Annotated in this window: 25 protein-coding genes and 1 pseudogene; 25 read left to right on the plus strand and 1 reads right to left on the minus strand. The window is 38.9% G+C overall.

The features are described from left to right. The first annotated feature begins 557 nt into the window (after nt 1–557). Nucleotides 558–1,316: a transposase gene (locus tag JOC48_RS18795; protein ID WP_204501947.1), complete on the plus strand. Its 759-nt coding sequence runs from the start codon at nt 558–560 to the stop codon at nt 1,314–1,316. A 97-nt stretch (nt 1,317–1,413) separates the two neighbouring features. Beyond that, entirely contained in the window at nt 1,414–2,577 is a 1,164-nt protein-coding gene (locus JOC48_RS18800; protein ID WP_204501948.1) for an iron-containing alcohol dehydrogenase, read from the plus strand. Nucleotides 2,578–2,726: 149 nt separating this feature from the next. Here JOC48_RS18800 and JOC48_RS18805 read toward each other — a convergent pair whose 3' ends face one another. Further along, nucleotides 2,727–3,560: a YheC/YheD family protein gene (locus JOC48_RS18805; RefSeq protein ID WP_204501949.1), complete on the minus strand. Its 834-nt coding sequence runs from the start codon at nt 3,558–3,560 to the stop codon at nt 2,727–2,729. 210 nt (nt 3,561–3,770) lie between these two features. Here JOC48_RS18805 and JOC48_RS18810 point away from each other — a divergent pair, with 210 nt between their 5' ends. The 23 genes and pseudogenes from JOC48_RS18810 to JOC48_RS21715 all read left to right on the plus strand — a co-directional run. Next, on the plus strand, nt 3,771–4,421 hold the full coding sequence (locus JOC48_RS18810; protein ID WP_204501950.1) for an SDR family oxidoreductase: 651 nt from the start codon (nt 3,771–3,773) through the stop codon (nt 4,419–4,421). Between the two features lie 392 nt (nt 4,422–4,813). After that, the gene (locus JOC48_RS18815; protein ID WP_204501951.1) at nt 4,814–5,842 is read left to right on the plus strand and encodes a PhnD/SsuA/transferrin family substrate-binding protein; all 1,029 of its coding nucleotides are present in this window, start codon (nt 4,814–4,816) and stop codon (nt 5,840–5,842) included. A 29-nt stretch (nt 5,843–5,871) separates the two neighbouring features. Next, a complete protein-coding gene (gene phnC / locus JOC48_RS18820; protein ID WP_204501952.1) occupies nt 5,872–6,666 on the plus strand; it encodes a phosphonate ABC transporter ATP-binding protein in 795 nt (264 codons plus the stop codon). Continuing rightward, nucleotides 6,656–7,441: a PhnE/PtxC family ABC transporter permease gene (locus JOC48_RS18825; RefSeq protein ID WP_204501953.1), complete on the plus strand. Its 786-nt coding sequence runs from the start codon at nt 6,656–6,658 to the stop codon at nt 7,439–7,441. The genes phnC and JOC48_RS18825 overlap by 11 nt, the downstream gene beginning before the upstream one ends. Continuing rightward, nucleotides 7,441–8,298 carry a PhnE/PtxC family ABC transporter permease gene (locus tag JOC48_RS18830; RefSeq protein WP_204501954.1) on the plus strand — a complete coding sequence of 286 codons (858 nt, stop codon included), beginning with the start codon at nt 7,441–7,443 and terminating at the stop codon, nt 8,296–8,298. The genes JOC48_RS18825 and JOC48_RS18830 overlap by 1 nt, the downstream gene beginning before the upstream one ends. 403 nt (nt 8,299–8,701) lie before the next feature. Beyond that, a complete protein-coding gene (locus JOC48_RS18835; protein WP_204501955.1) occupies nt 8,702–9,427 on the plus strand; it encodes a GntR family transcriptional regulator in 726 nt (241 codons plus the stop codon). A gap of 26 nt (nt 9,428–9,453) precedes the next feature. Then, a complete protein-coding gene (phnG, locus tag JOC48_RS18840) occupies nt 9,454–9,891 on the plus strand; it encodes a phosphonate C-P lyase system protein PhnG (protein ID WP_204501956.1) in 438 nt (145 codons plus the stop codon). Next, the gene (gene phnH, locus JOC48_RS18845; RefSeq protein WP_204501957.1) at nt 9,878–10,504 is read left to right on the plus strand and encodes a phosphonate C-P lyase system protein PhnH; all 627 of its coding nucleotides are present in this window, start codon (nt 9,878–9,880) and stop codon (nt 10,502–10,504) included. Before phnG ends, phnH begins: the two co-directional genes overlap by 14 nt. Further along, a complete protein-coding gene (locus JOC48_RS18850) occupies nt 10,505–11,602 on the plus strand; it encodes a carbon-phosphorus lyase complex subunit PhnI (RefSeq protein ID WP_204501958.1) in 1,098 nt (365 codons plus the stop codon). A gap of 36 nt (nt 11,603–11,638) precedes the next feature. Further along, on the plus strand, nt 11,639–12,496 hold the full coding sequence (locus tag JOC48_RS18855) for an alpha-D-ribose 1-methylphosphonate 5-phosphate C-P-lyase PhnJ (protein ID WP_204501959.1): 858 nt from the start codon (nt 11,639–11,641) through the stop codon (nt 12,494–12,496). Then, on the plus strand, nt 12,496–13,359 hold the full coding sequence (locus JOC48_RS18860) for an ATP-binding cassette domain-containing protein (RefSeq protein ID WP_239584480.1): 864 nt from the start codon (nt 12,496–12,498) through the stop codon (nt 13,357–13,359). The genes JOC48_RS18855 and JOC48_RS18860 overlap by 1 nt, the downstream gene beginning before the upstream one ends. Nucleotides 13,360–14,066: 707 nt before the next feature. Then, the gene (gene phnM, locus JOC48_RS18865; protein WP_204501960.1) at nt 14,067–15,269 is read left to right on the plus strand and encodes a phosphonate metabolism protein PhnM; all 1,203 of its coding nucleotides are present in this window, start codon (nt 14,067–14,069) and stop codon (nt 15,267–15,269) included. Continuing rightward, the gene (locus JOC48_RS18870; RefSeq protein WP_204501961.1) at nt 15,266–15,886 is read left to right on the plus strand and encodes a DapH/DapD/GlmU-related protein; all 621 of its coding nucleotides are present in this window, start codon (nt 15,266–15,268) and stop codon (nt 15,884–15,886) included. Before phnM ends, JOC48_RS18870 begins: the two co-directional genes overlap by 4 nt. 20 nt (nt 15,887–15,906) lie before the next feature. After that, nucleotides 15,907–16,620, plus strand: coding sequence for a phosphonate C-P lyase system protein PhnL (phnL, locus tag JOC48_RS18875; RefSeq protein WP_204501962.1), 714 nt, complete (start codon nt 15,907–15,909; stop codon nt 16,618–16,620). Between the two features lie 22 nt (nt 16,621–16,642). Then, nucleotides 16,643–17,080: a GNAT family N-acetyltransferase gene (locus JOC48_RS18880; protein ID WP_204501963.1), complete on the plus strand. Its 438-nt coding sequence runs from the start codon at nt 16,643–16,645 to the stop codon at nt 17,078–17,080. Further along, on the plus strand, nt 17,077–17,928 hold the full coding sequence (locus tag JOC48_RS18885; RefSeq protein ID WP_204501964.1) for a PHP domain-containing protein: 852 nt from the start codon (nt 17,077–17,079) through the stop codon (nt 17,926–17,928). Before JOC48_RS18880 ends, JOC48_RS18885 begins: the two co-directional genes overlap by 4 nt. 204 nt (nt 17,929–18,132) lie before the next feature. Beyond that, nucleotides 18,133–19,605 (plus strand): protein adenylyltransferase SelO, encoded by a 1,473-nt coding sequence (locus JOC48_RS18890; protein ID WP_204501965.1) that lies wholly within the window; start codon nt 18,133–18,135, stop codon nt 19,603–19,605. Nucleotides 19,606–19,965: 360 nt separating this feature from the next. Further along, a complete protein-coding gene (locus JOC48_RS18895; protein WP_204501966.1) occupies nt 19,966–21,441 on the plus strand; it encodes a Na+/H+ antiporter NhaC family protein in 1,476 nt (491 codons plus the stop codon). Nucleotides 21,442–21,555: 114 nt separating this feature from the next. Then, a complete protein-coding gene (locus JOC48_RS18900) occupies nt 21,556–22,788 on the plus strand; it encodes a Bcr/CflA family efflux MFS transporter (protein WP_204501987.1) in 1,233 nt (410 codons plus the stop codon). Nucleotides 22,789–23,017: 229 nt separating this feature from the next. After that, a complete protein-coding gene (locus JOC48_RS18905; RefSeq protein ID WP_204501967.1) occupies nt 23,018–23,458 on the plus strand; it encodes a MarR family winged helix-turn-helix transcriptional regulator in 441 nt (146 codons plus the stop codon). A 281-nt stretch (nt 23,459–23,739) separates the two neighbouring features. Next, a complete protein-coding gene (locus tag JOC48_RS18910) occupies nt 23,740–24,768 on the plus strand; it encodes an NADH:flavin oxidoreductase/NADH oxidase (protein WP_204501968.1) in 1,029 nt (342 codons plus the stop codon). Nucleotides 24,769–24,844: 76 nt separating this feature from the next. Beyond that, nucleotides 24,845–25,501 carry a type 1 glutamine amidotransferase domain-containing protein gene (locus tag JOC48_RS18915; RefSeq protein WP_204501969.1) on the plus strand — a complete coding sequence of 219 codons (657 nt, stop codon included), beginning with the start codon at nt 24,845–24,847 and terminating at the stop codon, nt 25,499–25,501. 66 nt (nt 25,502–25,567) lie between these two features. After that, nucleotides 25,568–25,645 (plus strand): annotated as a pseudogene (locus JOC48_RS21715) (short chain dehydrogenase); the annotation flags it as partial. Between the last annotated feature and the right edge of the window lie 255 nt (nt 25,646–25,900).

A 25,900-nucleotide genomic window follows, 5' to 3' on the forward strand; every position in this document is an offset into this window, starting at 1 on the left:
TTATTATTAATTTTTTCAAAATCGAATAACTTTAGCTCCGATTCGGATGAAGAGTTAAAAGTTAGCTAAAAAAAGGTGACTTTTTCAGTGATCTCGGACAGGTTCCTTGTCCCAGTTCCCTATAAAAATAGGATAAGTAGAAGGATTTTCCCTTTGTGTGTTGAAATATTTATGTGTGTGTTGAAATATTTATATGAAAATAAAACCACTTATACCACTGACTCTCGGAAAGTCCTCTTTTATTCCTTTTAGAGGCAGTTCAAAAAGTCGCTAAATGATAAACGGTGAATTTGATCGTTGGTTTGTTTTCCAATCCTCATGCAGTAAACAGCCTACCTTTGGTCCATAAAACTACGCCGCCCCGACCTTCATGTTTCTAATTCGTCGACTTGTGGAACACGCACTTTTATGGGAAGCAAGACTTTTTTTCTCCAATACTAATTGGTTTTTAACGAATTATCTACCCCTTAAAATCTAATTTCAAACATTTCCTTTTATACAGAACCTGAGTGTACGGAAAAACAAATACTTAAAACTAAATAGAGGTGATTGAATTTATGCCAAGAAGCCCAAGAAGGAAAAGCCGCAATGGAATCTATCACATTATGTTACGTGGAATAAACAGACAAACAATTTTTGAAGATGAGCTAGATAAGAAGAGGTTTCTAGAAACGATAAAAAGGTTTAAAGATAGCAGTAAAATCCAGATATACGGTTATTGTTTGATGGATAATCACATTCATTTATTGTTAAGAGAGACGGAGGAGACCGTATCTAAAGTTATTCAGCGGATAAGTGCAAGTTATGTTTATTGGTACAACTACAAATACGAACGCAGCGGACATTTATTTCAGGATAGGTTTAAAAGTGAGAATGTAGAGACTAGCCGTTACTTTTTGACCGTACTACGATATATCCACCAAAATCCCCTCAAAGCTGGATTGTCAAACGATGTATTTACATGTGAATGGACTAGTATAGGTGAATATTATAATAATGCCAATCTAGTAGATGTTGAATTAGCGCTTCATTTGTTTTCCACAGATAGAACTAAAGCCACCCAATTATTTACGGATTATATGCAAATGGTAAACGAAGATCAATGTTTAGATGATTCCATCAAAGTAAGAATGTCTGATAGCGAAGTTAAAAACTATTTAGTTAATTTAGGAGTTAACAGTTCTACATTACAACAGATGGACAAGCAAACAAGAGATGCTATTATTTTGGAACTAAAGAAATTGAACGGTGTAACCATTCGGCAAATTTCAAGAATAACAGGTATATCGAAAAGTGTTATTGATCGAGTGCGCTAATGCGGTTGGGACAAGGAACCTGTCCCTATGTCCCAGAAACCGTTTTCTTTGGATTTGCTTTTATAAAAATAGTAAAATAGAGAAAGGAGGGGATAACATGCAGGATTTTGTTTTTGATAATAAGACGAAGATTATATTCGGTAAGGATAAGGAGCATGTAGTAGGTGAAGAGTCTGTCGTTTATGGGAAAAAGCTTCTTTTACATTATGGAGGCGGAAGCATAAAAGAAAGTGGCTTATATGACAAGGTTGTAGATTCTCTAAAAGAACAAGGAGTAGACGTACACGAATTAGGTGGAGTAATGCCAAATCCAAGAGTTAGTCTTGTTCGAGAAGGTGTGAACCTATGTAAAGAAAATAATATTGACTTTATTCTTGCTGTCGGTGGTGGTAGTGTAATTGATTCAGCTAAAGCCATTGCTGCCGGAGCAAAATATGACGGTGATGTGTGGGACTTTTTCACAGGAAAAGCGGCAGTTGAAGACTGTTTACCGCTTGGTGTCGTGCTGACAATTCCAGCTGCAGGAAGTGAATCCAGTGCAGGAACAGTTGTCACAAATGAGGATGGATGGTATAAGCGAGCATTTGGCCATATTAAATTGAGACCACAGTTTGCCATATTGAATCCGGTCCTTACATATACATTACCAGCCTACCAAACTGCTGCTGGTGTTACCGATATGATGGCACACATACTGGAAAGGTATTTCACAAACGAGAAGCATGTAGAATTAACCGATCGTTTATGTGAAGCTACCTTGAGAACGATTATTAATAATGCTCATACAGTGATAGAAGAACCGGAGAATTATGATGCGAGAGCAGAGATTATGTGGTCAGGAACGATTGCACATAATGATTTATTGAATACTGGCAGAATCGGTGATTGGGGAAGTCATGATATTGAGCATGAACTCAGTGGTATTTATGATATTACGCATGGAGCTGGCTTAGCAATTATTTTCCCAGCGTGGATGAAGTATGTTTACAAGCATGATATTAATCTATTTGCTCAATTTGCGAATCGTGTATGGGATGTCGAAATTGACTTGAATAATCTAGAAGCAACAGCTTTAGCCGGTATTGAGAAAACAGAACAATTCTTCCGTTCGATAGGAATGCCGGTCACACTAAAGGATGCTGAAATAGGCGATGAACATTTTGAAGAAATGGCTAAAAAGGCAACAGAAAATGGTCCGCGTGGTAACTTTGTTAAACTCTATCAGGACGATGTGTACCAAATTTATCAATTAGCAAAATAAACGGAAACTGCCATCAGTAGGAGCTTCATTCTCTACTAATGGCCTGTCTCCTAAGTATGTAAAATATCGCTATCTATTATTGGTAGCGATATTTTTTCTTAGGGTAAATTTGAGTACTATTAGAGGATTTCAAAAAATCCGGGGTTAACTTAGAAAATTTTTTTCTTCTTCCAGATTTTCTTTCTGCGTTTGTCTCTTGCAACCATTTGCTTATAGATGCTCTTGTTCGGTAATTTTTTAAATAGTTTGTAAGCCGGTTGGCCATTTCGATCGTTTGTATTTACTTCCAACAACCACAATTCACCTTCTAAGTCAATACCAAAATCTACTCCAATATCGATAAAGGCATAATAATAATCGAGCAGATGAGCAATTCCTAAAGCAGATGTTGCTAAATTTTCTTTGATCATGTTGGCATGAAAAGATGGAAATAATTTTTTTAAAACGAAATCTGTTTCTACAACACCGCCGCCATTAGAAAATAAGTTGGAAACAATTGATTCATTACCGCCAATACGAATTAAATCTCCAGCATGCAACCAATTACCATTTTCATCTCTTTGCACGTGGACGCGAATGTCAAAAGCTCGGTTATCGAATGTCAGGATTGGCGCGTGATCTTGAATAATCGCATGCGTATTTGTATATTGCTGCGTTAAGTATTGCGTTAACATTTCATGATTGGGGAAGAACTCACCAGACCCATTAGGATATTTCAGAACAAAGCCGCTATTAACGGGATTAACAAGCGTAATCCTAATACCAGACCACGTATCGACTGGCTTTATATAAAAAGATTTCTTTCTGTACGTGAATTCGTTTAACGTCAGTTGTGAAAAATAATTTGTATAAGGTATATGAAATGGAAAATCATACGGGGCTAACAATTTATACATTTCCCATTTATTAAAATATAGGCGATTTTTATCAAAATACACATTCGTGTTAATAGGTGTTCCATTGCCAATATTGTAGTTGTTCATAGGATGCCCCTTCCATTAAAAGTGATTAGTTATAATATATATATGGTGTTATTGGGCATTGGGTTACTAAAGTTAGCAGAGGTGCTTTTATTCAGACCTCTTCTGTGGACATAAATGTTTGTACGGTTTAGGATGAATATATAATACAATATATGGTTGAATGTCCAAATTCCAGGTAGTCATGTTTAAAATTTAGAAAGGGTGAAAAAGTTGAAAGTTCTTGTTGTTGGTGCAAATGGTCAAATTGGAAAACACCTTGTTACATTTATTAAGGATAGTGAAAAACTTGAAGCGAAAGCGGTGATTCGTAAACAAGAGCAGGCATCCTATTTTGAAGATTTAGGTGCGGAAACAGTAGTGGTGGATTTGGAACAGGGAATCGATGATATCGCAAAAGCGGCTGAGGGAGTAGATGCCATCGTATTTACTGCTGGTTCAGGTCCACATACAGGAAAAGATAAAACAATCATGGTTGATTTAGATGGTGCCGTAAAAACGATCGAAGCAGCAAAGCAAGCTGGTGTAAAACGATTTGTAATGGTTAGTTCCTTTGATACTCGCCGTGAAGCAATACTGGAAGCTTCTTCATCCTTTGCTCCATATGTTGCAGCAAAGCATTATGCAGATGCATGGTTAAGGTCAACGAACTTGGACTACACGATTGTCCATCCAGGAGGACTTACGAATGACAAAGGAACTGGAAAAGTAGAGGCAGCTACCGAAGTCGAGAGAGGACAGATTTCTCGAGAGGATGTCGCAAGCGTTATACTTGGCTGTTTAGAGGATAAGACAACAATCGGCAAAGAATTTCAATTAGTAGGCGGAGATACGCCAATTAAAGAAGCATTAAAATCCATATGAGGGACAGAGGGACAGGTTCCTTGTCCCTACAGATAGCACCTAGTACCATATAAGAAGCTTCAATTCCTTTATTAAGAAGGGGGTTGGAGCTTTTTTTATTTTACATCATTTTCAAAATGGGACAAGGAACCTGTCCCTCTGTCCCTCCCTCTGTCCCTCCCTTTTACAAAACTTACATATTTTTTACATGGGTTTACCTCTTTTTTACAGATAGTTTATATGTAATTAATTTTAGGAGCTTATAGTAGGTAACAGGAAAGACAAACAAACAGATTCTGAAAGTGGCTTGAAAAAGGAGGGAGATTTACTAAGATATAACACCAAACAGATTTTCTTACATAGTAAATTACCGAATTAAAAATTTCATCTATTAAATGGGGAGGATATTTATCATGAAAAAAGCTGCATTATTTAGCTTGACGATTTTAATGCTTTTGATAGTTACGGCTTGTTCTTCAGAGGGTTCAGCAAATACTGGTGATGATACGTTAACGATGGCATGGTATCCAAATGAATCAGGTGCAGATTTAAAAGATGCCCGGGAAGCGATTGGAAAAGTAATCGAAGATGCAACTGGGAAAAAGGTAGAACATCAAACTACTACAGACTACATTGTTGCTATTGAATCTTTAGCAAATGGAAATGCAGATTTAGCGTTTATGGGTGCACAAGGTTATGTACAAGCGCATGCCAAAAATGAAAAAGTCCTTCCAGTTGTCGTAGCAAGTGGTTCATCTGGAACATTGGATGACGCTGTTTATCACAGCTGGCTAAATGTAAAAAAAGGCAATGAAACAAATTATAAAGATGGGGAAGGCTTCTCAATCGATAATATAGTAGATAAAAAGTTCTCTTTCGTATCAAACAGCTCAACATCTGGTTTTAAAGTTCCTTCAGCTGGGATTGTTTCCTACTTTGGTGAAATGGACGAATTTAAGGATTTAACGCAAGAAGATTTGTTAGAAGGTGGAGCTTTCTTTAGTGAAGTGCTTTATGGAGGCTCACACCAAGGGTCGGCTGTTAACTTACTAACTGATAAAGCTGATGTTGCTGCGTTTTGCGATGTTTGTGTCAATAACTATGTAGAATTAGTGGATGGAACAGAGAATAGACCAGGTGCTGTTTATCGAGTAAAAGATGATGCTGCTGAGCCTTTTAATACTGTACCAGGAGAAGAATTTGTTGTTATTTCTGTAACACCTGTATTAAACGCACCATTTACAATGAACACAGAAACACTTAGTGAAGAGGATCAGGAGGCTATTCTAGAAGTAATGACATCGGATGAGGTTGCGAACAATGAAGAAATTTTTGTTCCAGAAGATGCGGAGAAAGGCGGATTGTTTGAAAAGTCTGCAGATGAACGATTCTTAGAAGTTGACGATTCTTGGTTTGATCCAATTAGAGAATTATCTAAATAATACATGCAACAGGGAGAGGAGTTGCGATAATGACTATGTTATTAGAACTACATGATGTATCTAAACAGTACGGTAATAATACCATAGCCTTATCAGACGTTAACTTCTCTGTGAGAGAAGGGGAGTTTGTTTCCGTTATCGGTCCATCTGGCGCGGGAAAGTCAACTCTCCTTCGCTGTATTAATCGAATGATTGATGCGAGTAACGGAGAAATAGTTTTTGATGGGGTAAATGCATTGGGATTAAAAAGAAAAGAATTAAGAAATCTTCGAACAAAAATTGGTATTATTTTCCAGCACTATAATTTGGTAGATAGGCTTTCTGTGATTGAAAATATTTTGCATGGACGATTAGGTTATAAGTCTGCGATAACTGGAGCGTTAGGAATATACAGTCGTGAAGAAAAAGAGCAGGCACTAAAACTATTAAATATTCTTGGTTTGGAAGATCAAGTGTATAAAAGAAGTGATCAATTAAGTGGTGGTCAAAAGCAACGTGTTGGGATTGCAAGAGCACTTATTCAAAATCCAAAGATGCTTCTCTGTGATGAGCCAATCGCATCCTTAGATCCAAATGCTTCTAAAGTAATTATGGATTATTTAAAAGATATTTCAAAATCAATGGGGATAACGGTGTTAATTAACCTCCACCAAGTTGATGTGGCGCTTAAGTATAGTGATCGGATTATAGGAGTTAGTAAGGGTAGTGTGGTGTATGACGGTTCTCCTAGGCATATAACAAAGGAAGAAATTCATCACATTTATGGTTCAGAAGCAGGAGACTTAATTATGGACCTTGGTGAGGATACGGATTATGCAGGATAAATTTTTTCTTAAAAAAAGACTGAACTCCATTCTACTTTTCTGTTTCTTTCTTGCGATTACTTATGGTGCCATTATTATTACTGAATACAATGTTATGGACGGATTTACTTCAGTACCGGAAGCGTTTAGATGGGGGATTTCAAACTTTTACCCTACACAAAGCTCTTTAGAAAAATTACCTAACATTATGGAGAAATTAATAGAGACCTTACTTATTTCGATTGCGTCCGCAACGATTGCAGGTATATTCGCTTTGATTTTTGCTATTTTTGGTTCGAATACGACTAAAATAAATACATTCTTTGCTACTATTAGTAGATTTATTGCAACGCTTTTCCGGAATATTGATGTTGCTGTTTGGTCCATGATTTTGCTGTTCTCGTTTGGACAGAGTGCTTTAACTGGATATTTTGCATTATTCTTTGTATCCTTTGGTTTTTTAACTCGAGCATTTATTGAAACCATTGATGAGGTAAGTAATAACTCAGTAGAAGCATTGCGGGCAACCGGTGCTAGCTATAGTTCGATTGTTATTCATTCAGTTATACCATCAAGTGCACCGCAAATGTTAAGCTGGCTTTTGTTCATGATCGAAACCAATATAAGAAGTGCTACGCTAGTTGGCATTTTAACCGGTACAGGGATTGGATTTTCATTTGACCTTTACTACAAATCACTAGACTACAATAGTGCGAGCTTAGTAGTCGTTACTATAGTGATTGCTATTTTACTACTAGAAAGCCTGTCAAATTACATTAGAAGGGTGATATTGTAATGAGTGTGGAAAATACAGTCACAACAAAAACTAGTAGCGAATTAGTGAATAGGGACAAACCGATCAAAGTGAAGCCATTAAACAAGGTAACAATAGTAATTAGGTTGACCTTGCTATCCTTAGTGTTACTGTCTATTTATGGTTTTTTGACTTTCGATTATAAGGATGTCGGTTTAATAGAAGGAATAGCAGCTAGTATTGCTAATTTTCGTGTGATGTTTACGGAGGCTCATTTTAGTCATTTTAATTTTCTTGAAGGATTACATCAAGTATTTATTACGATTGGTTTAGCATTACTTACTACGTTGATAGGGGCAATTATTTCTTTGTTTTTAGGGCTTTTTGCTGCTCAAAATTTATCAACAGTAAGAGTCTCTAACATGATCAAGAGTTTCGTTGCGTTCATAAGGGCGGTCCCAACTGTCCTATGGGTATTAATTTTTGCTGTATCAGCAGGACTTGGAAGTGTTGCAGCGGTAATCGGTATGACGTTTCACTCGGTAGGCTATCTAATTAAAGCCTATTCAGAATCTTTTGAAGAATTAGATGAAGGTGTGATTGAAGCACTTAGAGCAAGTGGGGCTAATTGGTGGCAAATTGTTTGGCAAGCGGTAATTCCTTCTACCATTACCTATCTAGTATCGTGGTCATTTTTAAGGTTTGAAATAAATTTTGGTGTAGCGGTCGCAATGGGAGCAGCAGCTGGGGCTGGAGGAATTGGATATGACATGTTCATGGCTAGTACCTTCTATCTTGACTTAAGAGAGGTTGGAACGATAACCTTCTACATCCTGATATTTGCTATTCTTCTTGAGGTTGTGGCGATTCGGATTAAGCGACATTTGAAAACAGTTTGAACAGTAATCTAAAAAAATCGTATGTGGAAGTTCTACATACGATTTTTTTTTCGTTTAACAGACGCATCAACACTAGAGGATGTTCAAAAAATCACCAAATGATAAGCGGCGCATCTCTTCGTTGGCTCGTTCTTCCGGTTCTCATGTAGGGAAAGCATCAGGGGAGCTTCTACTAAGAACGTGCACGTCCTGTGCACAACGTAGAAGTCAGCACATCCTGTGCAAGTCCGGTCCTCAGAAGCTTCGCCGCCTTGATCTGCTTGCTTCTAATTTACCGACTTTTTGAACACGCACTACTATGAACTTTACATTAATTAACGGTTTCTTAACACTGATTTAACCATCGTTACTTGTTAATAAGTTAGATTGAAATTGTAATAGGTTTTAGGAGGGAGAGGTGAAAATGAATAGTATCGATAAGCAAGAAGTGAATCATTTGGAAATTGCTGAGTATTTAATTCAAATGATCCGAAATGGTACGTATGCAGTGGGGGAAAAGATTCCATCCGAGCATATGCTTTGTGGACAATTTAATGTCGCTCGTCATGTTGCTAGACAGGCAATTGGGCGCATTACCAACCTAGGCTGGGTTACACCGGTGCAAGGAAAGGGTTGCTACGTGAATGAGATTCCTAAAACCATTCCATATGTCCTTTCATCTCGAACAAGGTTTTCCGAAAACATGGACAGTCAAGGGGTACAACACAAAGGAAAGCTTATTGATTGGAAAAAAAACTATCCAACGGAAAGAGAACAAGAGCAGTTACAGTTAACGGCTTCAGAAAAAATCTATCGGCTTGAAATTGTGAGATATATCAATGATCAAGCCATATCTGTAACTACAACGAGTTTACCAATGGATGAATTTCCATATTTCAATCGATACTTACAAGATTTTGATTCCCTATATCGAATTTTGCTAGATCATTATCACTTACGTCCAATTCGCTCTAAATCTATGTTTCAAGCAATTCTACCATTGTTAAAGGATGCCGCTCTGTTAGAAATACCTGAAAGCATTCCGATTATCCAAATGGAAAGCATTATGAATCATCCCAATGGTACACCTATAGAGTACAGCATTTCGCGAATCAGAGGAGATATGCAGCAATATGTTGTTGAATTTTAAATTCATAATAGTAGAAAGGAGAAATTATGAAAAAAGCGAGATTAACGAAAATATTGGTCGAGGGAAATCCTGCATTACTAACATCATTGGCTATTCAAGTAGAAGCTACTGTCTCGGTCCAGGTTGAAAAACAGCCAGCACCTGGATTAGTGATGGTAAAAGCGAAAGACTCCATATCAATGAACCCATTTTATATGGGAGAAGCACTAGTAACCGAATGTACGGTTTCCATTGATGGCGTGTTTGGTATGGGTGTCATTATGGGAGAAGAAGCAGAACGTGCTTATCAAATTGCTGTAGTAGATGCTGCTTTTAACTGTAAATTGCCAATGATAGAAGACTGGATTCCTGATCTTTTACAGGAAGAGATAAACATCCAAAACCGTCAACAAGAGGAATTAATTTCTGCAAATCGGACAAAAGTTCATTTTGATACGATGGAGGATTACAATGATAAAAGCTGATTATAACGTATTTGATACGACGCATGATACACAATATATTTATCGAAAACTATTAGATTGTATGGCAAGACCAGGAAAAATTCAGTCCATTCAATCAGTTACGCGCAAACTAAATGACTTTCCGGACGGGTTGTCAACACTACTTGCCATTGCGCTTACCTTAGTTGATCGAGAGGTGTCCTATCATCTTATTTCAGATCAGAGCAATCGCGTCCATAACTATTTAAAATGGAAGACATTTAGTGAACAGGCATCCATAGAAAATACCGATTACCTTTTTATCAATCAGAATTTAGGTGAGGACAAAATATATCAATTAATGAGTCTAGTAAAAAAAGGGACCTTAGAGGATCCACATCAAAGTGCGACCATCATTCTTCATGTCGATGAACTCTCAATTGATCAAAACAAAAGGCAAGCTTTTCATTTAAGTGGACCAGGAATAAACGGTGTAACAACGTGTTATGTCAAAGGCTTACCGATAGCATGGATAAAGCAACGACAAATCATCAATAGCGAATATCCTATTGGCGTTGATTTTATCCTAACGACCACAGCTGGAGAGATAATGGCAATCCCCCGCACTACGGTGATAGAAAGGAAGGAAGAATAAATGGGATATGTAGCAGTTACTGGTGGTAGAACAGCCATTGAAAATGCGAATAAACTCGTTCATTCCTATCGGTTGAAAGATGCAGAGCGAGCAATAGAGGTGAAAGAAATAGAAAGTCAAATGAGGCTGTTAGTCGACCGTGTGATGGGAGAAGGAGGACTTTATGCTCCAGAGTATGCTGCTCTTGCATTAAAACAAACGGAAGGAGACGTGCACGAGGCAGCATTTTTGTTACGTGCTTATCGTTCTACATTGCCAAGAAACCATTATTCTATGATAACTGACCCTGGTGAAATGAGGGGCATTCGAAGGATATCTTCTTCCTTTAAAGATATACCAGGTGGTCAAGTACTTGGCCCGACTTATGATTATACTCATCGACTGTTAAATTTTGATTTACGTAACGAAAGTGGAGCAGTGGAACAGTTTTTGGAGGACTTTGCACTGGAGCTTGATACGGAGATGGATACTCCTAGCTTTCCAAAAGTAATGGATTTATTAAGAGAACAAGGCTTGGTTGCCAACCGAAAAATAGACGAGGTAGAACCATTTGATATAACACGTGAAAAATTGGCATTCCCTGCACCAAGATCTGCTCGCTTACAGTTGTTGTCAAGAGGTGAAACAGGGGCAATGACAGCATTGGCATACAGTAGTATGCGTGGATATGGAGCAGTACACCCAACCATCGGTGAACTTCGTGTAGGTTATTCGGAAGTGCATATTCCTTATCCGTTTGCTGATGAGGAAGAGGATTCAATTTATATTGGCGAACTAAAGCTTACAGAAGTAGAAACCGTTAACTCTTTTACTCAAAATAACCAAGGTGACGTAGAATTTATGCTTGGTTATGGTTTAACGTTTGGTCAAAACGAGGTAAAAGCAATAGCAATGGCCATTTTAGAACGAAGCCTGGAAACACAAGGTCAATCACCAACTCAGGATGAAGAGTTTGTGCTACTACACATAGATAGTGTTGAGGCTCAGGGGTTTGTTTCTCATTTAAAGCTTCCTCATTATATTACGTTCCAGTCGATGCTAGATCGCATACGTCAGGCACAAAAGGAATCAAAAGTGGAGACAGGATCTAAAGGATAAACCGAATTATATATGACAAGGAAAGGATCGATTCTAATGAGTATCCAACTAGAACGTGAGTATAACTATGCTTTTTTAGATGAAGGGTCTAAAAAAGAAATTCGAAGATCCACACTAAAAGCTGTTGCAATTCCTGGCTACCAGGTTCCTTTTGCATCTAGAGAAATGCCAATTGGAAGAGGATGGGGGACAGGTGGTCTGCAGCTAACCTTATCGCTCATTGGGGATGAGGATAGTTTGAAGGTGATTGATCAAGGGCACGATGACAGCGTCAATGCGGTTAGTATTAAAAGACTAGTGGAAAGCTGTTCGAATGTGACGACAACAGATGATTCCGAACATGCAACTGTCATCCAAACAAGGCATCGTGTTCCTGAAATTCCGCTTAGAGACGATCAGATTCTCGTATTACAAGTCCCTTTACCAGAGCCTTTGAGACGAACAGAGGCAAAAGAAAAGGTTACGAAAAGGCTTCATGCGGAAATGGATTACAGCAGTATTTGGCTACGATTATATGAAGATATTGTAAAATGGAAAAAAATTACGATTGGCGCTGACTATCCAAGCATGGTTCACCATCGATACATTATTAATCCGAGTCCGATTCCTCGTTATGATGTGCCAAAGCTTCACCAGGCCGAGGGATTGTACTTATTCGGAGCTGGAAGAGAAAAGAAAATATATGCCATTCCTCCTTATACAGATGTAGAGCCATTGGAGTTTCTAGATTATTCGTTTGAAGTGGAAAATTTTGAACACTTCACCTGTCATTTATGTGGATGTACAGATTCTTTTTTAGATGAAATTTATGACGCGAAAACAGGAGAAAAGATTTATCAATGCTCTGACACGGGTTATTGCAATACGAGGCAACGAGAAAGGGAGGCATTGTAATGGTTGTAACGTCAGCTACGTACATGGAAGAGCAGCCGATGTTATCAGTAAGAAACCTGAATAAGCGCTATGGCCAAGGCTGCAAACATTGTGAAACTCCAGAAATGTTACCTGTAAATTCAAATAGATGCTCTCATTGTGGAAGTGTCTGGGCATGTATTGATGTTGGAATGGATTTATATAAAGGAGAAATTATTGGAATTGTTGGTGAAAGCGGCTCAGGAAAAAGTTCATTAGTAAAAAGCTTATACTTTGATGAAGAAATTGCATCTGGAACAGCTACTATTTCTGATTATAAGGGTGGAGAAGCAGATATATTCTCGGTATCAGCACAGCAAAAGCGGTATATCCGCAATTATTTAATGGGGATGGTGTATCAAAATCCTTGGATGGGTTTGAAAATGTCCTTTTCGAGTGGCGGGAATATTGCTGAGAAATTAATTGCTGCTGGAACCTATCACGTTGGAAATATACGAGACCGTGCTTCAGAGCTTTTGAATCATGTAGAAATTCCTATCTCGCGTATGGATGAATTACCTGAGAATTTCAGTGGTGGGATGCAGCAACGGGTTCAAATTTCTAAAGCTTTGGCGAATAACCCACCGGTGTTGTTATTAGATGAAGTAACAACAGGATTAGATTTGTCTGTACAAGCGAGAGTATTGGATTTGATTCGGAAAATTCAACGAGAATTTGGTGTTGGTATGATTGTAGTTTCGCATGATTTAGGTGTTATTCGGATGTTGGCAGATCGGACGATGGTGATGAGGTATGGGCGTGTCGTCGAGCAGGGACTAACTGATCAAATTTTGGAAGACCCCGGGCATGCATATACTCAGCAGTTAGTTCATTCATTATTGTGATTTCATAACCTTAAATTTCACAAACCCTATAATGTGCAGTATACGATTAATACGCAGTACAGTGAAATTAAAATAGTGCTGGGATATCGCTTCGGCAGAATACTTCGCTTTCCGCGGGCACGGCCTCAGCCTCCTCAGAAGCAAAGAACGCTTCTTGCGGGGTCTTCGGACACGTGCTGTTCCCGAAGGAGTCTGCGTATTCTGCCTACGCTAAAAGCGATTCTTCGATTAATCATATGTGTAAGTACTGGAATTCACATTACGTGGATGTCTTCTCCTCAGGCAAGCACCGACACCATTACATCTCACATAAGAAATTGGTTTATCTTTTCGATTACTCTACATGTGCTTCCACCGCTTGATCGTGGAAGTTTCATAAAATAACTAATTTTAATTAAAAGAAATGGTATCAAAGCTTCGTTACAGCAATTGGATAGTTCTCACTTATTAAAAAACAAATCCAAGCTGTGGAAAAATGCGAGACTCCTGTGGGAAAAGCAACAGGTGAAGACACCGCAGGAAGCGGTTTTCTTCCGAGGAGGCTGAGGCGTTGCCCACGGAAAGCGAGTGTTTTTCCACAGCGTCGGTTATGCACTCTTTTTTTCATTAGATTTATGATAAATCATCTTTTGTTGCGCATTATGTGTCAACTGCGTAGTAAAAAAATAAAGAATATGAAGAGCCAATTTTAAAAACAGAGGTGGATTATGAATAAACAAATAACCATTTACAATGCAAATATAGTGACACCGACAGAAGTTATTGAAAACGGAACGATTCGGATTGATCAAGGTAGGATAGTTGATATAGCTCGTGAAGCCCCGATGGAAATTCGTGAACAGGATATTAATGCGTCAGGAAAATGGGTGACACCAGGATTCATTGATTCGCACAGTGATGCGATAGAATTGGAATTAGAGCCAAGACCAGGTAGTAATTTTCCAGTTGAAGTATCCTTCTATGAATTAGAAAAGAAGCTGGTTGGGGAAGGTATTACAACGATCTATCACTCGCTTTCATTGCTGGAAGACCATGCAAGTAAATGGATTCGATGTACAGATACAGTTTTAGATGTCATTGATGATATTAAACGATTGGCGCTCGGGCAACATTTAATTCGACATAAGACACACCTGAGATACGAGATCACAAACGTTGCTGCGGTTGAAAAAGTACAAAAGCTGATAAAGGATAATAAAATAGACCAATTATCATTCATGGATCATACACCAGGCCAAGGACAGTTTAGAGATTTGGAGCTTCATAAGAAATTTTTAATGGAGCATCGCCATCATACAGAAGAAGAAGCAGAGCAACTGATGAATGATAGTGTTAAGCAAAAAAAACTAGAGCCCCATGTATTACAGGCTTTAGCGGATTTGGCACACGAGCGTCGTATCCCAATAGCATCGCATGATGATGATACAGTCGAAAAACTTGCTGTTGTGAAAGAGTGGAACACGAGCATTAGTGAATTTCCAATTGAATTAGACGTTGCAAAACAAGCAAAAGAGATGGGCTTATTTGTTGTGATGGGTGCACCGAATGCATTGCTTGGAAAGTCACATAGTAACAATTTATCAGCGATGGAAGCAGTTAACCACGACGTTGTCGATATTTTCTGTTCCGACTATTATCCGTCTTCTTTACTCCATGCTGTCTTTAAGTTATATCATCAAAACATGCCAATCTCTCAAGCAATCAATCTAGTTACATTAAATCCAGCCAAAGCATTAAATCTTGATGATGAAGTAGGCTCGATTGAAATTGGTAAAAAAGCAGACCTATTACTGATTAGTGAAGACGATCGACGTCCAGTTATTGAAGTGGTTTTGGTAAATGGGAATGTTGTTTGTGAAATGAATTACCAGCAACCCGTGCAAGCATTTCAGGAGTCTGAGGTCGGATGATGGAAGACAAAAAACTAAGCGAAGAACCAACTATTCATGAAACAGCCATAGTGAAGGATTGTTGTCTCGGGGAATGGACCGATATTGGATCAAACTCCTTTATTTATCAAACGAATTTTGGGGCTTACAGTTATACGGCTGGTGATGCCCAAATTATTTACGCGGATATTGGAAAATTTTGTTCGATTGCTTCTCATGTACGAATCAACCCAGGCAATCATCCGATGTGGCGAGTGACCCAACACCATGCTACGTATAGAAGAAGGTGGTATGGATTTGCGGAAACGGATGATACTGAATTTTTTGATTGGAGAAAAGAGCATCAGGTGACAATTGGTCATGATGTTTGGATTGGCCATGGAGCGGTTGTTATGCCAGGTGTATCAGTCGGAACCGGTGCGGTAATTGGGGCAGGTGCAGTCGTTACAAAAGATGTAGCCCCGTACACGATTGCTGTTGGTGTACCAGCCAAACCAATTCGGATGCGTTTTTCACAGCATATCGTGGAAAAGCTGCTACAGATTGCTTGGTGGAATTGGGATCGGTCAACATTAGAAGCGCGTTTTGCTGATTTAACGGATATTGAGACATTTGTAAAAAAATACGAAGATAGTTAGAGGATAGAGGAGGAAAACCGATGAAAGAGCTACTCGTTGTTGAAGATTTACAGAAGGTTTTTCACATGCATCACTTTAATGAACAACATATTGTAGGCTGTAATGGTATTAACTTTTCTTTAAAGAAGGGGGAGTTTATCGGGGTTACCGGTAAAAGTGGTGCTGGAAAATCTACGGTGTTAAAGAGTATTTATCGAACGTATACCCCTTCAGGAGGGAAAATCTATTATAGCTCATCTCAATTCGGCACAATTGACTTAGTTACAGCTACTGAGCGGCAAATGATTGCTATACGGAAAAATGAAATTGGTTATGTTTCTCAATTTCTTAACGTCATGCCTCGAGTTACAGCACTTGAAATTGTTGTGGATGCCATTATGGAAATGGGGGAGGAAGCTGAACCCGCAAAGGAAAGAGCGAAAGAAATATTGACGCATTTCCATCTACCGGAGTCCTTGTGGGATTCTTTTCCAAGAACGTTTAGTGGAGGAGAAAAACTACGTTTGAATCTTGCTCAAGCGATGGTGAAGCGTCCTAAATTACTATTGTTAGACGAGCCGACTGCATCTTTGGATAATCATTCGAAACAATCCGTAAAAGAAATGATTTTACAGCTCAAGGAAGCTGGAACAACGATGATTGGAATTTTTCATGATTTAGACTTTATGGAAACAGTTATTGACCACCATTACAATTTGTCTGAGGGCATGCTGGAAAAAAAGGTTAGTATTTAACGTAATGGTAAAGGAGAATGTTATGGAAATTCAGGAGTTAAAACAAAGTGAACTTAGGGATTATGTGATGCTTTTAAAGGAGTTAGACAAGGAGGATGTCATCTCTTTTAGGGATGCTGAATTGATGTTTGAACGTTTAGCAGAATACCCATTTTATAAAGTATTTACGGTACCCCATGAAGATATGATGGTAGGAACGTTCACTTTACTAATCGTTGATAATTTTGCTCATGGTGGATTGAAATTTGCGGTATTAGAGAATGTGGTGGTTCATCCAAGCTTTCAACGACTGGGAATCGGGAAGAAAATGATGGAGGAAGCACTTAGAATTGCTGGGCAAAATGATTGTTATAAGCTGATGTTATCCAGTAATGGTAAGCGAACAGAAGCCCATGCTTTTTACGAATCGTTAGGCTTTGAGCAGCATGGAGTTAGTTATGTAACGGAGTTGATCAAATGAAAATAGATTTGCACTGCCATACCAAAATCTCTGATAATTCATTTTCGACAGAAGAAGTAATTTTACAAGCAAAACAACAAGGGGTTACACATCTTGCAATTACGGATCATGATACAACGATTGGTTTACAACTGGCGATTGAAATTGGTAAAGAACAAGGTGTAGAAATTATCCCTGGAATTGAAATATCTGCATACGACTTTAAACGAAATCGACGCGCCCACATTTTAGGCCTATATGTGACACCAGGTCATGACGCCATTTACCAATTATGTCAGCCACTTATTGAGAAACGACATCAAGCATCTTATGAAATGGTTAGGAAATTGATTGAAGCAGGTTATTCGATATCATGGGAAGAGGTTTCACTTCACTGTGAGGGGGGAACAGGTGTATATAAGCAGCATATAATGCATGCCTTACTCGAAAAAGGTTATACGAACGAAATTTTCGGTGCATTGTATAAGAAATTGTTTTCTAGAGGAGGGCCAGGGCATGAGCCTGGCATTGCTTATGTTCCAATCACATATATCGATGTGTTTGACGCTATACGTGTCATTAAAGCGGCTGGTGGAATTCCTGTCTTAGCCCATCCTGGTCAATTTGACAATTTCTCTGCTGTTTCTGAGTTGGTAGAAGCGGGCCTAAAGGGCATTGAAATTAATCATCCACTTCACAATCATGAGAATAGAGTACGGGCACTGGAAATAGCGAATGAATATCAACTAATAAAAACAGGAGGCTCAGACTTCCATGGATTATACAGCGACACCCAATCCACCCTCGGATCAGAAACCACAGAAGAAGACTGGTTCATGAAGATAAAAGAAAAAATAGACCAAGGATAAATCATTCCAGTGTCCTCCACACACGGACAAATGTCCACAGAAGGGGTCAGACCCCTCACAGTAGGGGGGCTGACTCCTTAAATTGTTTGGATAATAAATTGACAGAAGCAGAGTCTAAAAAGGGAGCAATTTTTGTTACACTATACCCAGAACTGCACAATTTTTATCCAATAAAAAATAGGTAAAAAGAAAAGGAGGGAAACAATGGCAAATCAAGAGAAGCTAGAAACAGGATGGAATTTAGACAACAGTTATGCTCGTCTACCGGAGACATTTTTCTCGAATGTCGATCCCACCCCTGTCAGCTCACCAAAATTGGTTATTTTCAATGAAGAATTAGCAGACTCTCTAGGGTTGGATGTCTATGATTTAAAAAGTGAAGGTGGGGAACAAGTTTTTGGTGGAAATCAGATTCCTGTAGGTTCTTCCCCGCTTGCGCAAGCTTATGCAGGACATCAATTCGGACATTTTACTATGCTCGGGGATGGCCGGGCAATCCTGCTAGGTGAACAGATTACTCCTAAAAATGATCGGTTTGATATTCAGTTGAAGGGTTCAGGCAGAACGCCATACTCTCGTGGTGGTGATGGAAGAGCAGGACTTGGGCCGATGTTACGAGAATACATCATAAGTGAAGCAATGCATGCCTTGGGAATTCCTACCACTCGAAGTTTAGCAGTGGTGACGACCGGGGAGGACATCATCCGTGAAACCAAACTTCCTGGTGCAATTTTAACACGTATAGCTGCCAGTCATCTACGTGTTGGTACCTTTCAATACGCTGCAAGATGGGGGACATTAGAAGATCTCCGTTTTCTAGCAGACTATGCGTTAAATCGTCATTTTCCAGACGTAGCAGAGGATAAGGATCGATATCTTAGCCTGCTTCGAAAAGTGATTAAGCGTCAGGCTGCGCTAATTGCTAAATGGCAGTTAGTTGGTTTTATTCACGGTGTGATGAACACCGATAATATGACAATTAGTGGTGAAACAATAGATTATGGTCCTTGTGCCTTCATGGATACGTACGATCCGGAAACGGTATTCAGTTCTATTGACGTACAAGGGCGCTATGCCTATAAAAACCAACCACCTATAGGAGGATGGAATCTTGTGCGTTTTGCTGAGTCGCTATTACCACTTCTGGATGAAGATCAGGATCAGGCTGTTGAACTTGCTCAAAATGAGATTTCAACCTATATGGACCTGTATCAGTCTAATTGGCTTGCAGGAATGAGAGCGAAATTAGGGCTTTTTAATGAAGAAAAAGAGGATGAATCCCTTATTGAAGAACTTCTGCGGATGATGAAGAAATATCGTGCAGATTATACCAACACCTTCCGCGCTTTAACTTTTCATGCACCGGAGGATTTTGTCCTGTTTGGGACGCCAGAGTTTTCGAAGTGGAAGGAAAAGTGGCAGGCGAGAATAGATAGGCAGCAGGAATCTGACGCTGCTTCACATGAATTGATGCGGAACAGCAATCCTGCAGTTATCCCTCGTAACCACCGAGTAGAAGAGGCACTTGAAGCTGCCGTGGAAGAAGGGGATTATCGTGTGATGGAGCGGCTTCTTGATGTTCTTTCCAACCCATATGCTCACTCTCCTGAGCAGGAGGACTACTGCTCACCACCTCCGGCATCAGCTCGTCCTTATCAAACCTATTGTGGTACATGATTTAGATGTGAATTTAAATTAGTGGGTGTAACTATCCTAATTTAAATAGCCTTGAAGTGAATTTTAAATCATACTTAGTCAGAAACCCCAAAAAAGACACTTGTCTTAGTATGGTACCTGTCTTTTTCAAAAAGATATGAAAGCATATAATTTTGACACTACCACAGTTGTGAAAGCTGTGGTAGTTATCATTATTCACATCACGTAGTGAATAGTGATAACATTTACTTTACATAAGTTGCATTTCTATTCATGTCCTTTTTTTTGATAAAATGGACTTATGGTATTTTTTTATTAACGGAGAGTTTATATGTGAGGTTGGATGAAGTATAAACGAAAGTTAACAGCAGGAGGTACAAAATGTCGAATAAAAGTGAGGAGTTAGCACGTGCTACAGGAGATAGACGTGTACAAAAATTAGAATTTCGAGTAGGTGCATTTGGGGCAGTGATTCCGCTGCTATTTTTTGTTATCTGGGCTATTACAACAAGTGTTCTTCAAATGTCATCTGAAATTGGATTGGTGATGGGTGCCGTAATTGGTTTAGCTCTGGGTCTCTTTTTTTGTAAAAGTAAGTGGGAAGATTATGCCCAAGGACTATTTGACGGTTTAGCTCAACCAATTGGTGTTATTGCGATGGTGGCCTGGTTTTATGCAGGAATGTTTGCCCAGGTGTTGCAGGTCGGAGGACTTGTTGAGGGACTTGTTTGGATTGGAGCCATAACAGGACTAACCGGTGGGCTATTTGTTGCACTTACCTTTCTTCTAGCAGCAACGTTTTCAACAGCTGTTGGAACAGGGTACGGTACTACAGTCGCTTTTTGTACGTTAATGTATCCAGCGGGAATTGCAGTTGGAGCAGAGCCAGTTATGCTTTTTGCTGCAATATTGGCTGGGGCAGTCTTTGGAGATAACTTAGCGCCTGTATCCGATACAACGATTGTGTCTGCCACTACCCAAGATGCAGATGTACCCGGTGTTGTCCGTTCACGTTTTAAGTATTCGATTGTTGCAGCAGTCCCGGCTACTATTTTGTTCGCCATCTTTGGTGGCGGAGGAACTGCACAGACGACTGAAACTGCAATATCAGAAATGATCAAATCGACAAATCCATTTGGGTTGATTATGTTAGTTCCATTTGTGATTGTCCTTGTTCTAGCGTTGACAGGGCACCATTTGATTACATCATTGACGTGGGGAATAGTTACAGCCATCCCACTCATTGTTATGTTGAATTTAGGGGAGTTCAGTGATATTATCCGATTTAATCCAGATTCTGACGCTATTGTGGAAGGGGCTCTAATCAATGGAGTGTCTGGGTACATGAATATGGCGATTCTTATTCTACTTATTGTTGCCGCCGCTCATTTACTACGTCTAGGTGGAACAATGGAAGTTATCACAAAAGGCTTGGTAAAATGGATTCAGTCCTCAATACGTCGCGCTGAGCTTGCTATATGGGGAATCGTTGCTCTGTTGAACAGCGCAATTACGATTAATACAGCAGCAGAAATTGCAGCAGCCCCGTTCGTGAGAGAATTAGGGGAAAAATACCGTATTCATCGTTATCGCAGGGCGAATATGCTCGATGCGGTTACGTCAGCCCTTGGTTATATATTTCCGTGGGGAGCACCGGTATTATTAGGCTGGTCTACCATTAAACTGATGAAGGATCAGTATGAATGGTTGCCAGTAGTAGAGCCATTGGCCGTATTTCCATTTGTTTTTCAAGGGTGGTTCTTAGCTATTGTGATGCTAATTGCTGCACTTACTAGCTGGGGATTACGCTATGAAGGAAAAAATGGGGAAGAATCGAAAGAGCGGTCACAAGATTAAAAGAGGCTGTCCCTTTGCTTTTGGGGCCGCCTCTTTTTACTTACTGAATATAATCATTTATAATATATAAGGTTAGGGGAGGTGTTGGTTATTCACCAAGAGAAACGTGACTCCATGCTGCATAATCCAACAGGAAAACAGAGAGTAGGATTGGCCTTATTACTTGGTATGCTTTGTATGTTAGGGCCTTTCAATATTGATATGTATTTACCGAGTTTCCCAGAAATAGCAAATGATTTAGAAACTCGTGCTTCACTTGTACAGCTTAGTTTAACCGCGTTTTTGATTGGGCTTGCGATTGGGCAAATGATTGTTGGACCGATTAGTGATGCGAAGGGTAGAAGAAAGCCCATCTTGTTGTTCATCACCTTATTCTCGTTAGCATCGCTTCTCTGTGCACTTGCACCAAATATTACGGTATTAGTTGGAGCGAGGTTTTTGCAAGGTTTGACTGCTTCAGCAGGAATTGTCTTGTCCCGTGCTGTTGTTCGTGATGTTTTTAGTGGAAGCGAGCTTACGAAATTTTTTGCCTTTTTAATGGTGATAAATGCAACGGCACCAATGATTGCACCAATAGCTGGTGGATCAATCTTACTTTTGCCGTTTGCAACGTGGCATACGATTTTTCTCTTTTTATGTTTGTTCGGACTCGCTATTGTTTTAACAGTTGCTTTCAGATTAAAGGAAACTTTACCGGAAGAAAAACGAATACCGAGTTCGATTGGAAACTCAGTTCGGACGATGGGAAGTTTATTAAAGGATCGTTCTTTTATTGGATATGCCATCGTAGTTGGCTTTGTTCAGGGGGGAACTTTTGCGTATGTAGCAGGAACTCCATTCGTGTACCAGGACATCTATCATGTATCCCCTCAAGTATTTAGTATATTATTTGGTATTAATGGTTTAGCTATTATTTCAGGAAGTTTTCTTGTAGGTCGCTTAAGTGGTATTATTCATGAAAGAATCTTACTTCGCACTGGTGTTATTATTTCTTTAAGTGCGAACTCTTTACTGTTGATCATGACAATAATTGAAGGACCGCTAGCAATGCTGGTGATACCGATATTCATTCATATGTTTACAATAGGGATAATCCTAACAAGTACCTTTACACTCGCGATGAAACACCAAGGTCATCGAGCAGGTAGCGCAAGTGCTGTGTTAGGCATGCTTCCATTAATTGTTGGATCAATCATTGCTCCCCTTGTTGGGATTGATGAGACAACAGCAGTACCGATGGGAGCAGCATTATTTACTACTTCTTTTATCGGTTCTATCGCTTTCTTTACTTTAACAAAAGAAAAAAAGAGTCCATCAGAACAAGAGAAGTTAGTAGTGGAGGGTTAAGCCCCTCCCTTTTTTATGCGAAAACACCGTGACAATAAGGTAGTTTTATTTGGGCTTTATCATTACAGTGATTCCATTATATCGTTGGTGGTATAAAGGAATAAGCTGATAAGACGTGTAGATACTTCTATATAGCTGATATGAGAATTAGGTAAGTATGTTATTATTTCATATGTTAAAATTATAAACACGAATTCGAATCAATCGGCCATTACAGGTGGTGACTAAAATGGAGCAAAATGGTAATAGCAATCTTATATCTTCTTGGCTTACTTTAACGAGTACCTACACAACAATTTCGAATGAGCTAGAAGCAGCTATGCAACGGGAACATCAATTATCGTTAAAAGAATTTTATGTACTTCTATTTTTAAATAAAGCTCCCGAAAAAAAGTTGAAGTTACAACAATTACAAAATATGGTTGGATTAAGCCAAAGTGCTATGTCAAGGCTTGTTGCTAGATTTGAAGCAAAAGGCTGTGGGGCACTAAAAAGAGAAAGCTGTCCGCATGATCGTAGAAATATTTATACATCAATAACTGAAATTGGCAAAAACAAATTTGAAGGTGCATTAATTACATTTCAAAAAACCCTAGCAAGTGAATTACACCAAACGGATTTTCAAAATAAGCTAGAGGATTTACTTCTTCAAAATCAAAAAAATATGTAAACAGCTCCCATGATGCTTTTGACTAAGGGAGTTTTTATATTCAAAATTCGGTCGAAGCTTAAATGTTTGACGATATTTCGTATTTTTACTATTGTATGCATGTGCATGCATTGAATAAAAAGCAAAAAATTGTACATTCTTTTTCCCGTACATAACATTCTATTATTTGTCACGTTGAGTAACCGTCTGTAAAACCTCACTTCAAAAGTTCAAGCAAAGAAAAGAAGGGTTCATTTTACGAAAGAATGTTAATTGCTAATAAAAAGATAGGAGATGTTTTAATGGAACATTTATTTACCCCATACAAGATAAAAGGCTTAGAACTAAAAAACCGTGTTGTGATGCCTCCGATGTGTCAATATTCCGTGACAAACAAAGATGGAATTGCTACAGATTGGCACTTTGTACACTATGTAAGCAGGGCGATTGGGGGAGCGAGTTTCATTATTATTGAAATGACAGATGTTGAGCCTGATGGTCGGATTTCTGATTATGATTTAGGGCTATGGTCTGATGATCAAATACCTGCCATAGCAAGAATTGTTGAAGCCTGTCATCAACATGGAGCGAAAGTTGGCATTCAAATTGCACATGCGGGACGAAAAGCTGAAGATGCGGATGAGCCTGTTGCTCCATCGGCAATCCCTTTTGATGAAAATTCCAAAACACCTAGGGAACTCTCAACAGATGAAGTGAAAGAAATGGTAGAAAAGTTCCGTCGTGCTGTACAACTTGCTGTTAAAGCCGGAGTAGATGCCATTGAACTTCATGGGGCACATGGATACTTAATTCATGAATTTCAGTCTGCCTACACTAATAAAAGAACTGATGAGTATGGCAAGGATTTAACAAAGTTTGGCAAGGAAGTTGTTGAAGCGGCAAAGGGTGAAATGCCAGAGGACATGCCATTAATTATGCGTATATCTGCGAAAGAGTATGTTGAGGGTGGTTATGGTATTGAAGAAAGTATAGAATTTTCAAACGTTTATCAGGCTGCAGGTGTCGATATGTTCCATATTAGTGCGGGGGGAGAAGGGCCGATTGCAGCACATGGAAAACCAGGGACTCACGTTGCATATCAAGTACCATTAGCAAGAGAAATTAAGCATGCACTAAATGTTCCAGTAATTGCTGTCGGAAGATTAGATGAACCAGAATTGGCAAACGCCGTGATTGGTAACGAGGATGCAGGTCTTGTCGCAGTTGGAAGAGGGATGCTGAGAAATCCTTATTGGGCATTGGAAGCAGCTGCAAAGCTAAAAAAAGAAACTGCTATTCCGAAGCAGTATCAAGTTAGTTTTCCGAAGTAGAAGAAAAGATTGTAATGTTTATTAAAATTATCGTTAATAATAAATTTTGTATGTAAAGTAAAGGAGGAAAATAATCATGACAAAAAAAGTACTGATGGTAGTAACGAATCACACAACCATTACAGATGATCATAAAACAGGTCTTTGGTTAGAAGAATTTGCAGTTCCTTATTTGGTTTTTAAAGAAAAGGGATATGATGTCAAAGTGACGAGCATTGCTGGCGGTGAGGTAGCATTGGATCCGAATAGCATTGAAGAGAAACCTGAGTGGAAAGAAGCGGAGGCAGAATTAAAAAACACAGCAAAATTATCAAAAGAGGATGCCAATGGTTTTGATATAGTATTTCTGCCTGGTGGCCATGGAACGATGTTTGACTTTCCAGAAAACGAAACACTTCAATACGTATTACAACAATTTGCAGAAAATGATAAGGTTATTGGATCTGTCTGCCATGGTCCGGCTGGTTTAGTCAATGTTACTTACAAGGATGGAACTCCTTTAGTTAAGGGTAAGAAAGTTTCTGCCTTTACTGACGAAGAAGAAAAAGAAATGCAGCTGGATCAACATATGCCTTTCCTTCTAGAAACAAAATTGCGTGAAAAGGGTGCGGATTTTCAATCTGGAGAAAAATGGACAGATCACTCTGTAAGAGATGGGAATTTAGTGACAGGTCAAAATCCTCAATCAAGCAGAAGTACAGCAGAAAAAATCGTAGAAGCAATGGAGGGGTAAATACCCTATTATTGAATGTTCTAAGCCCAAAAGAGGTAACGGAAAATAAGTGTTCGTGGTAAAAGCTATATGGTAGCACAACTGAAGCTTCACCCACGGATTTTCATTAAACAGTCATTACAGCGGGCAACAAATCCGTTTTAAAACAGTGTAAGCATATAATCATGTAATCTTGCTTTATTTAAAAAATTGTTGTCATCGGGGATTTGGACGCTTATTTGTGATCTAGTATAAGAATCTGCATACCAATAGCTATCAGGATAAGAACAGTTAAAATAATCACGGCAATCCATGTTTTTTTATAACCGTCCATGAAAACACCTCCTTACTTCTATAAGTATTCCGGATAATAATTTTTATGAAGGTATTTGATGTAATTGTAAAAGGAGTATGTTGGAC

The organism is Aquibacillus albus (assembly GCF_016908325.1).
Classification (GTDB): Bacteria; Bacillota; Bacilli; order Bacillales; family Amphibacillaceae; genus Aquibacillus_A; species Aquibacillus_A albus.

What these genes read in the sequence shown, in the direction of transcription:
- JOC48_RS18830 (WP_204501954.1), top strand. Translation starts at nt 7,441, where the DNA reads ATGAGTGTGGAAAATACAGTCACAACAAAAACTAGTAGCGAATTAGTG.
- JOC48_RS18835 (WP_204501955.1), top strand. Translation starts at nt 8,702, where the DNA reads ATGAATAGTATCGATAAGCAAGAAGTGAATCATTTGGAAATTGCTGAG.
- phnG (WP_204501956.1), top strand. Translation starts at nt 9,454, where the DNA reads ATGAAAAAAGCGAGATTAACGAAAATATTGGTCGAGGGAAATCCTGCA.
- JOC48_RS18860 (WP_239584480.1), top strand. Translation starts at nt 12,496, where the DNA reads ATGGTTGTAACGTCAGCTACGTACATGGAAGAGCAGCCGATGTTATCA.
- JOC48_RS18815 (WP_204501951.1), top strand. Translation starts at nt 4,814, where the DNA reads ATGAAAAAAGCTGCATTATTTAGCTTGACGATTTTAATGCTTTTGATA.
- JOC48_RS18905 (WP_204501967.1), top strand. Translation starts at nt 23,018, where the DNA reads ATGGAGCAAAATGGTAATAGCAATCTTATATCTTCTTGGCTTACTTTA.
- JOC48_RS18870 (WP_204501961.1), top strand. Translation starts at nt 15,266, where the DNA reads ATGATGGAAGACAAAAAACTAAGCGAAGAACCAACTATTCATGAAACA.
- JOC48_RS18885 (WP_204501964.1), top strand. Translation starts at nt 17,077, where the DNA reads ATGAAAATAGATTTGCACTGCCATACCAAAATCTCTGATAATTCATTT.
- JOC48_RS18900 (WP_204501987.1), top strand. Translation starts at nt 21,556, where the DNA reads ATGCTGCATAATCCAACAGGAAAACAGAGAGTAGGATTGGCCTTATTA.
- JOC48_RS18890 (WP_204501965.1), top strand. Translation starts at nt 18,133, where the DNA reads ATGGCAAATCAAGAGAAGCTAGAAACAGGATGGAATTTAGACAACAGT.
- JOC48_RS18880 (WP_204501963.1), top strand. Translation starts at nt 16,643, where the DNA reads ATGGAAATTCAGGAGTTAAAACAAAGTGAACTTAGGGATTATGTGATG.
- JOC48_RS18800 (WP_204501948.1), top strand. Translation starts at nt 1,414, where the DNA reads ATGCAGGATTTTGTTTTTGATAATAAGACGAAGATTATATTCGGTAAG.
- JOC48_RS18895 (WP_204501966.1), top strand. Translation starts at nt 19,966, where the DNA reads ATGTCGAATAAAAGTGAGGAGTTAGCACGTGCTACAGGAGATAGACGT.
- phnH (WP_204501957.1), top strand. Translation starts at nt 9,878, where the DNA reads ATGATAAAAGCTGATTATAACGTATTTGATACGACGCATGATACACAA.
- JOC48_RS18825 (WP_204501953.1), top strand. Translation starts at nt 6,656, where the DNA reads ATGCAGGATAAATTTTTTCTTAAAAAAAGACTGAACTCCATTCTACTT.
- phnC (WP_204501952.1), top strand. Translation starts at nt 5,872, where the DNA reads ATGACTATGTTATTAGAACTACATGATGTATCTAAACAGTACGGTAAT.
- JOC48_RS18910 (WP_204501968.1), top strand. Translation starts at nt 23,740, where the DNA reads ATGGAACATTTATTTACCCCATACAAGATAAAAGGCTTAGAACTAAAA.
- phnM (WP_204501960.1), top strand. Translation starts at nt 14,067, where the DNA reads ATGAATAAACAAATAACCATTTACAATGCAAATATAGTGACACCGACA.
- JOC48_RS18915 (WP_204501969.1), top strand. Translation starts at nt 24,845, where the DNA reads ATGACAAAAAAAGTACTGATGGTAGTAACGAATCACACAACCATTACA.
- JOC48_RS18855 (WP_204501959.1), top strand. Translation starts at nt 11,639, where the DNA reads ATGAGTATCCAACTAGAACGTGAGTATAACTATGCTTTTTTAGATGAA.
- phnL (WP_204501962.1), top strand. Translation starts at nt 15,907, where the DNA reads ATGAAAGAGCTACTCGTTGTTGAAGATTTACAGAAGGTTTTTCACATG.
- JOC48_RS18795 (WP_204501947.1), top strand. Translation starts at nt 558, where the DNA reads ATGCCAAGAAGCCCAAGAAGGAAAAGCCGCAATGGAATCTATCACATT.
- JOC48_RS18850 (WP_204501958.1), top strand. Translation starts at nt 10,505, where the DNA reads ATGGGATATGTAGCAGTTACTGGTGGTAGAACAGCCATTGAAAATGCG.
- JOC48_RS18805 (WP_204501949.1), bottom strand. Translation starts at nt 3,560, where the DNA reads ATGAACAACTACAATATTGGCAATGGAACACCTATTAACACGAATGTG.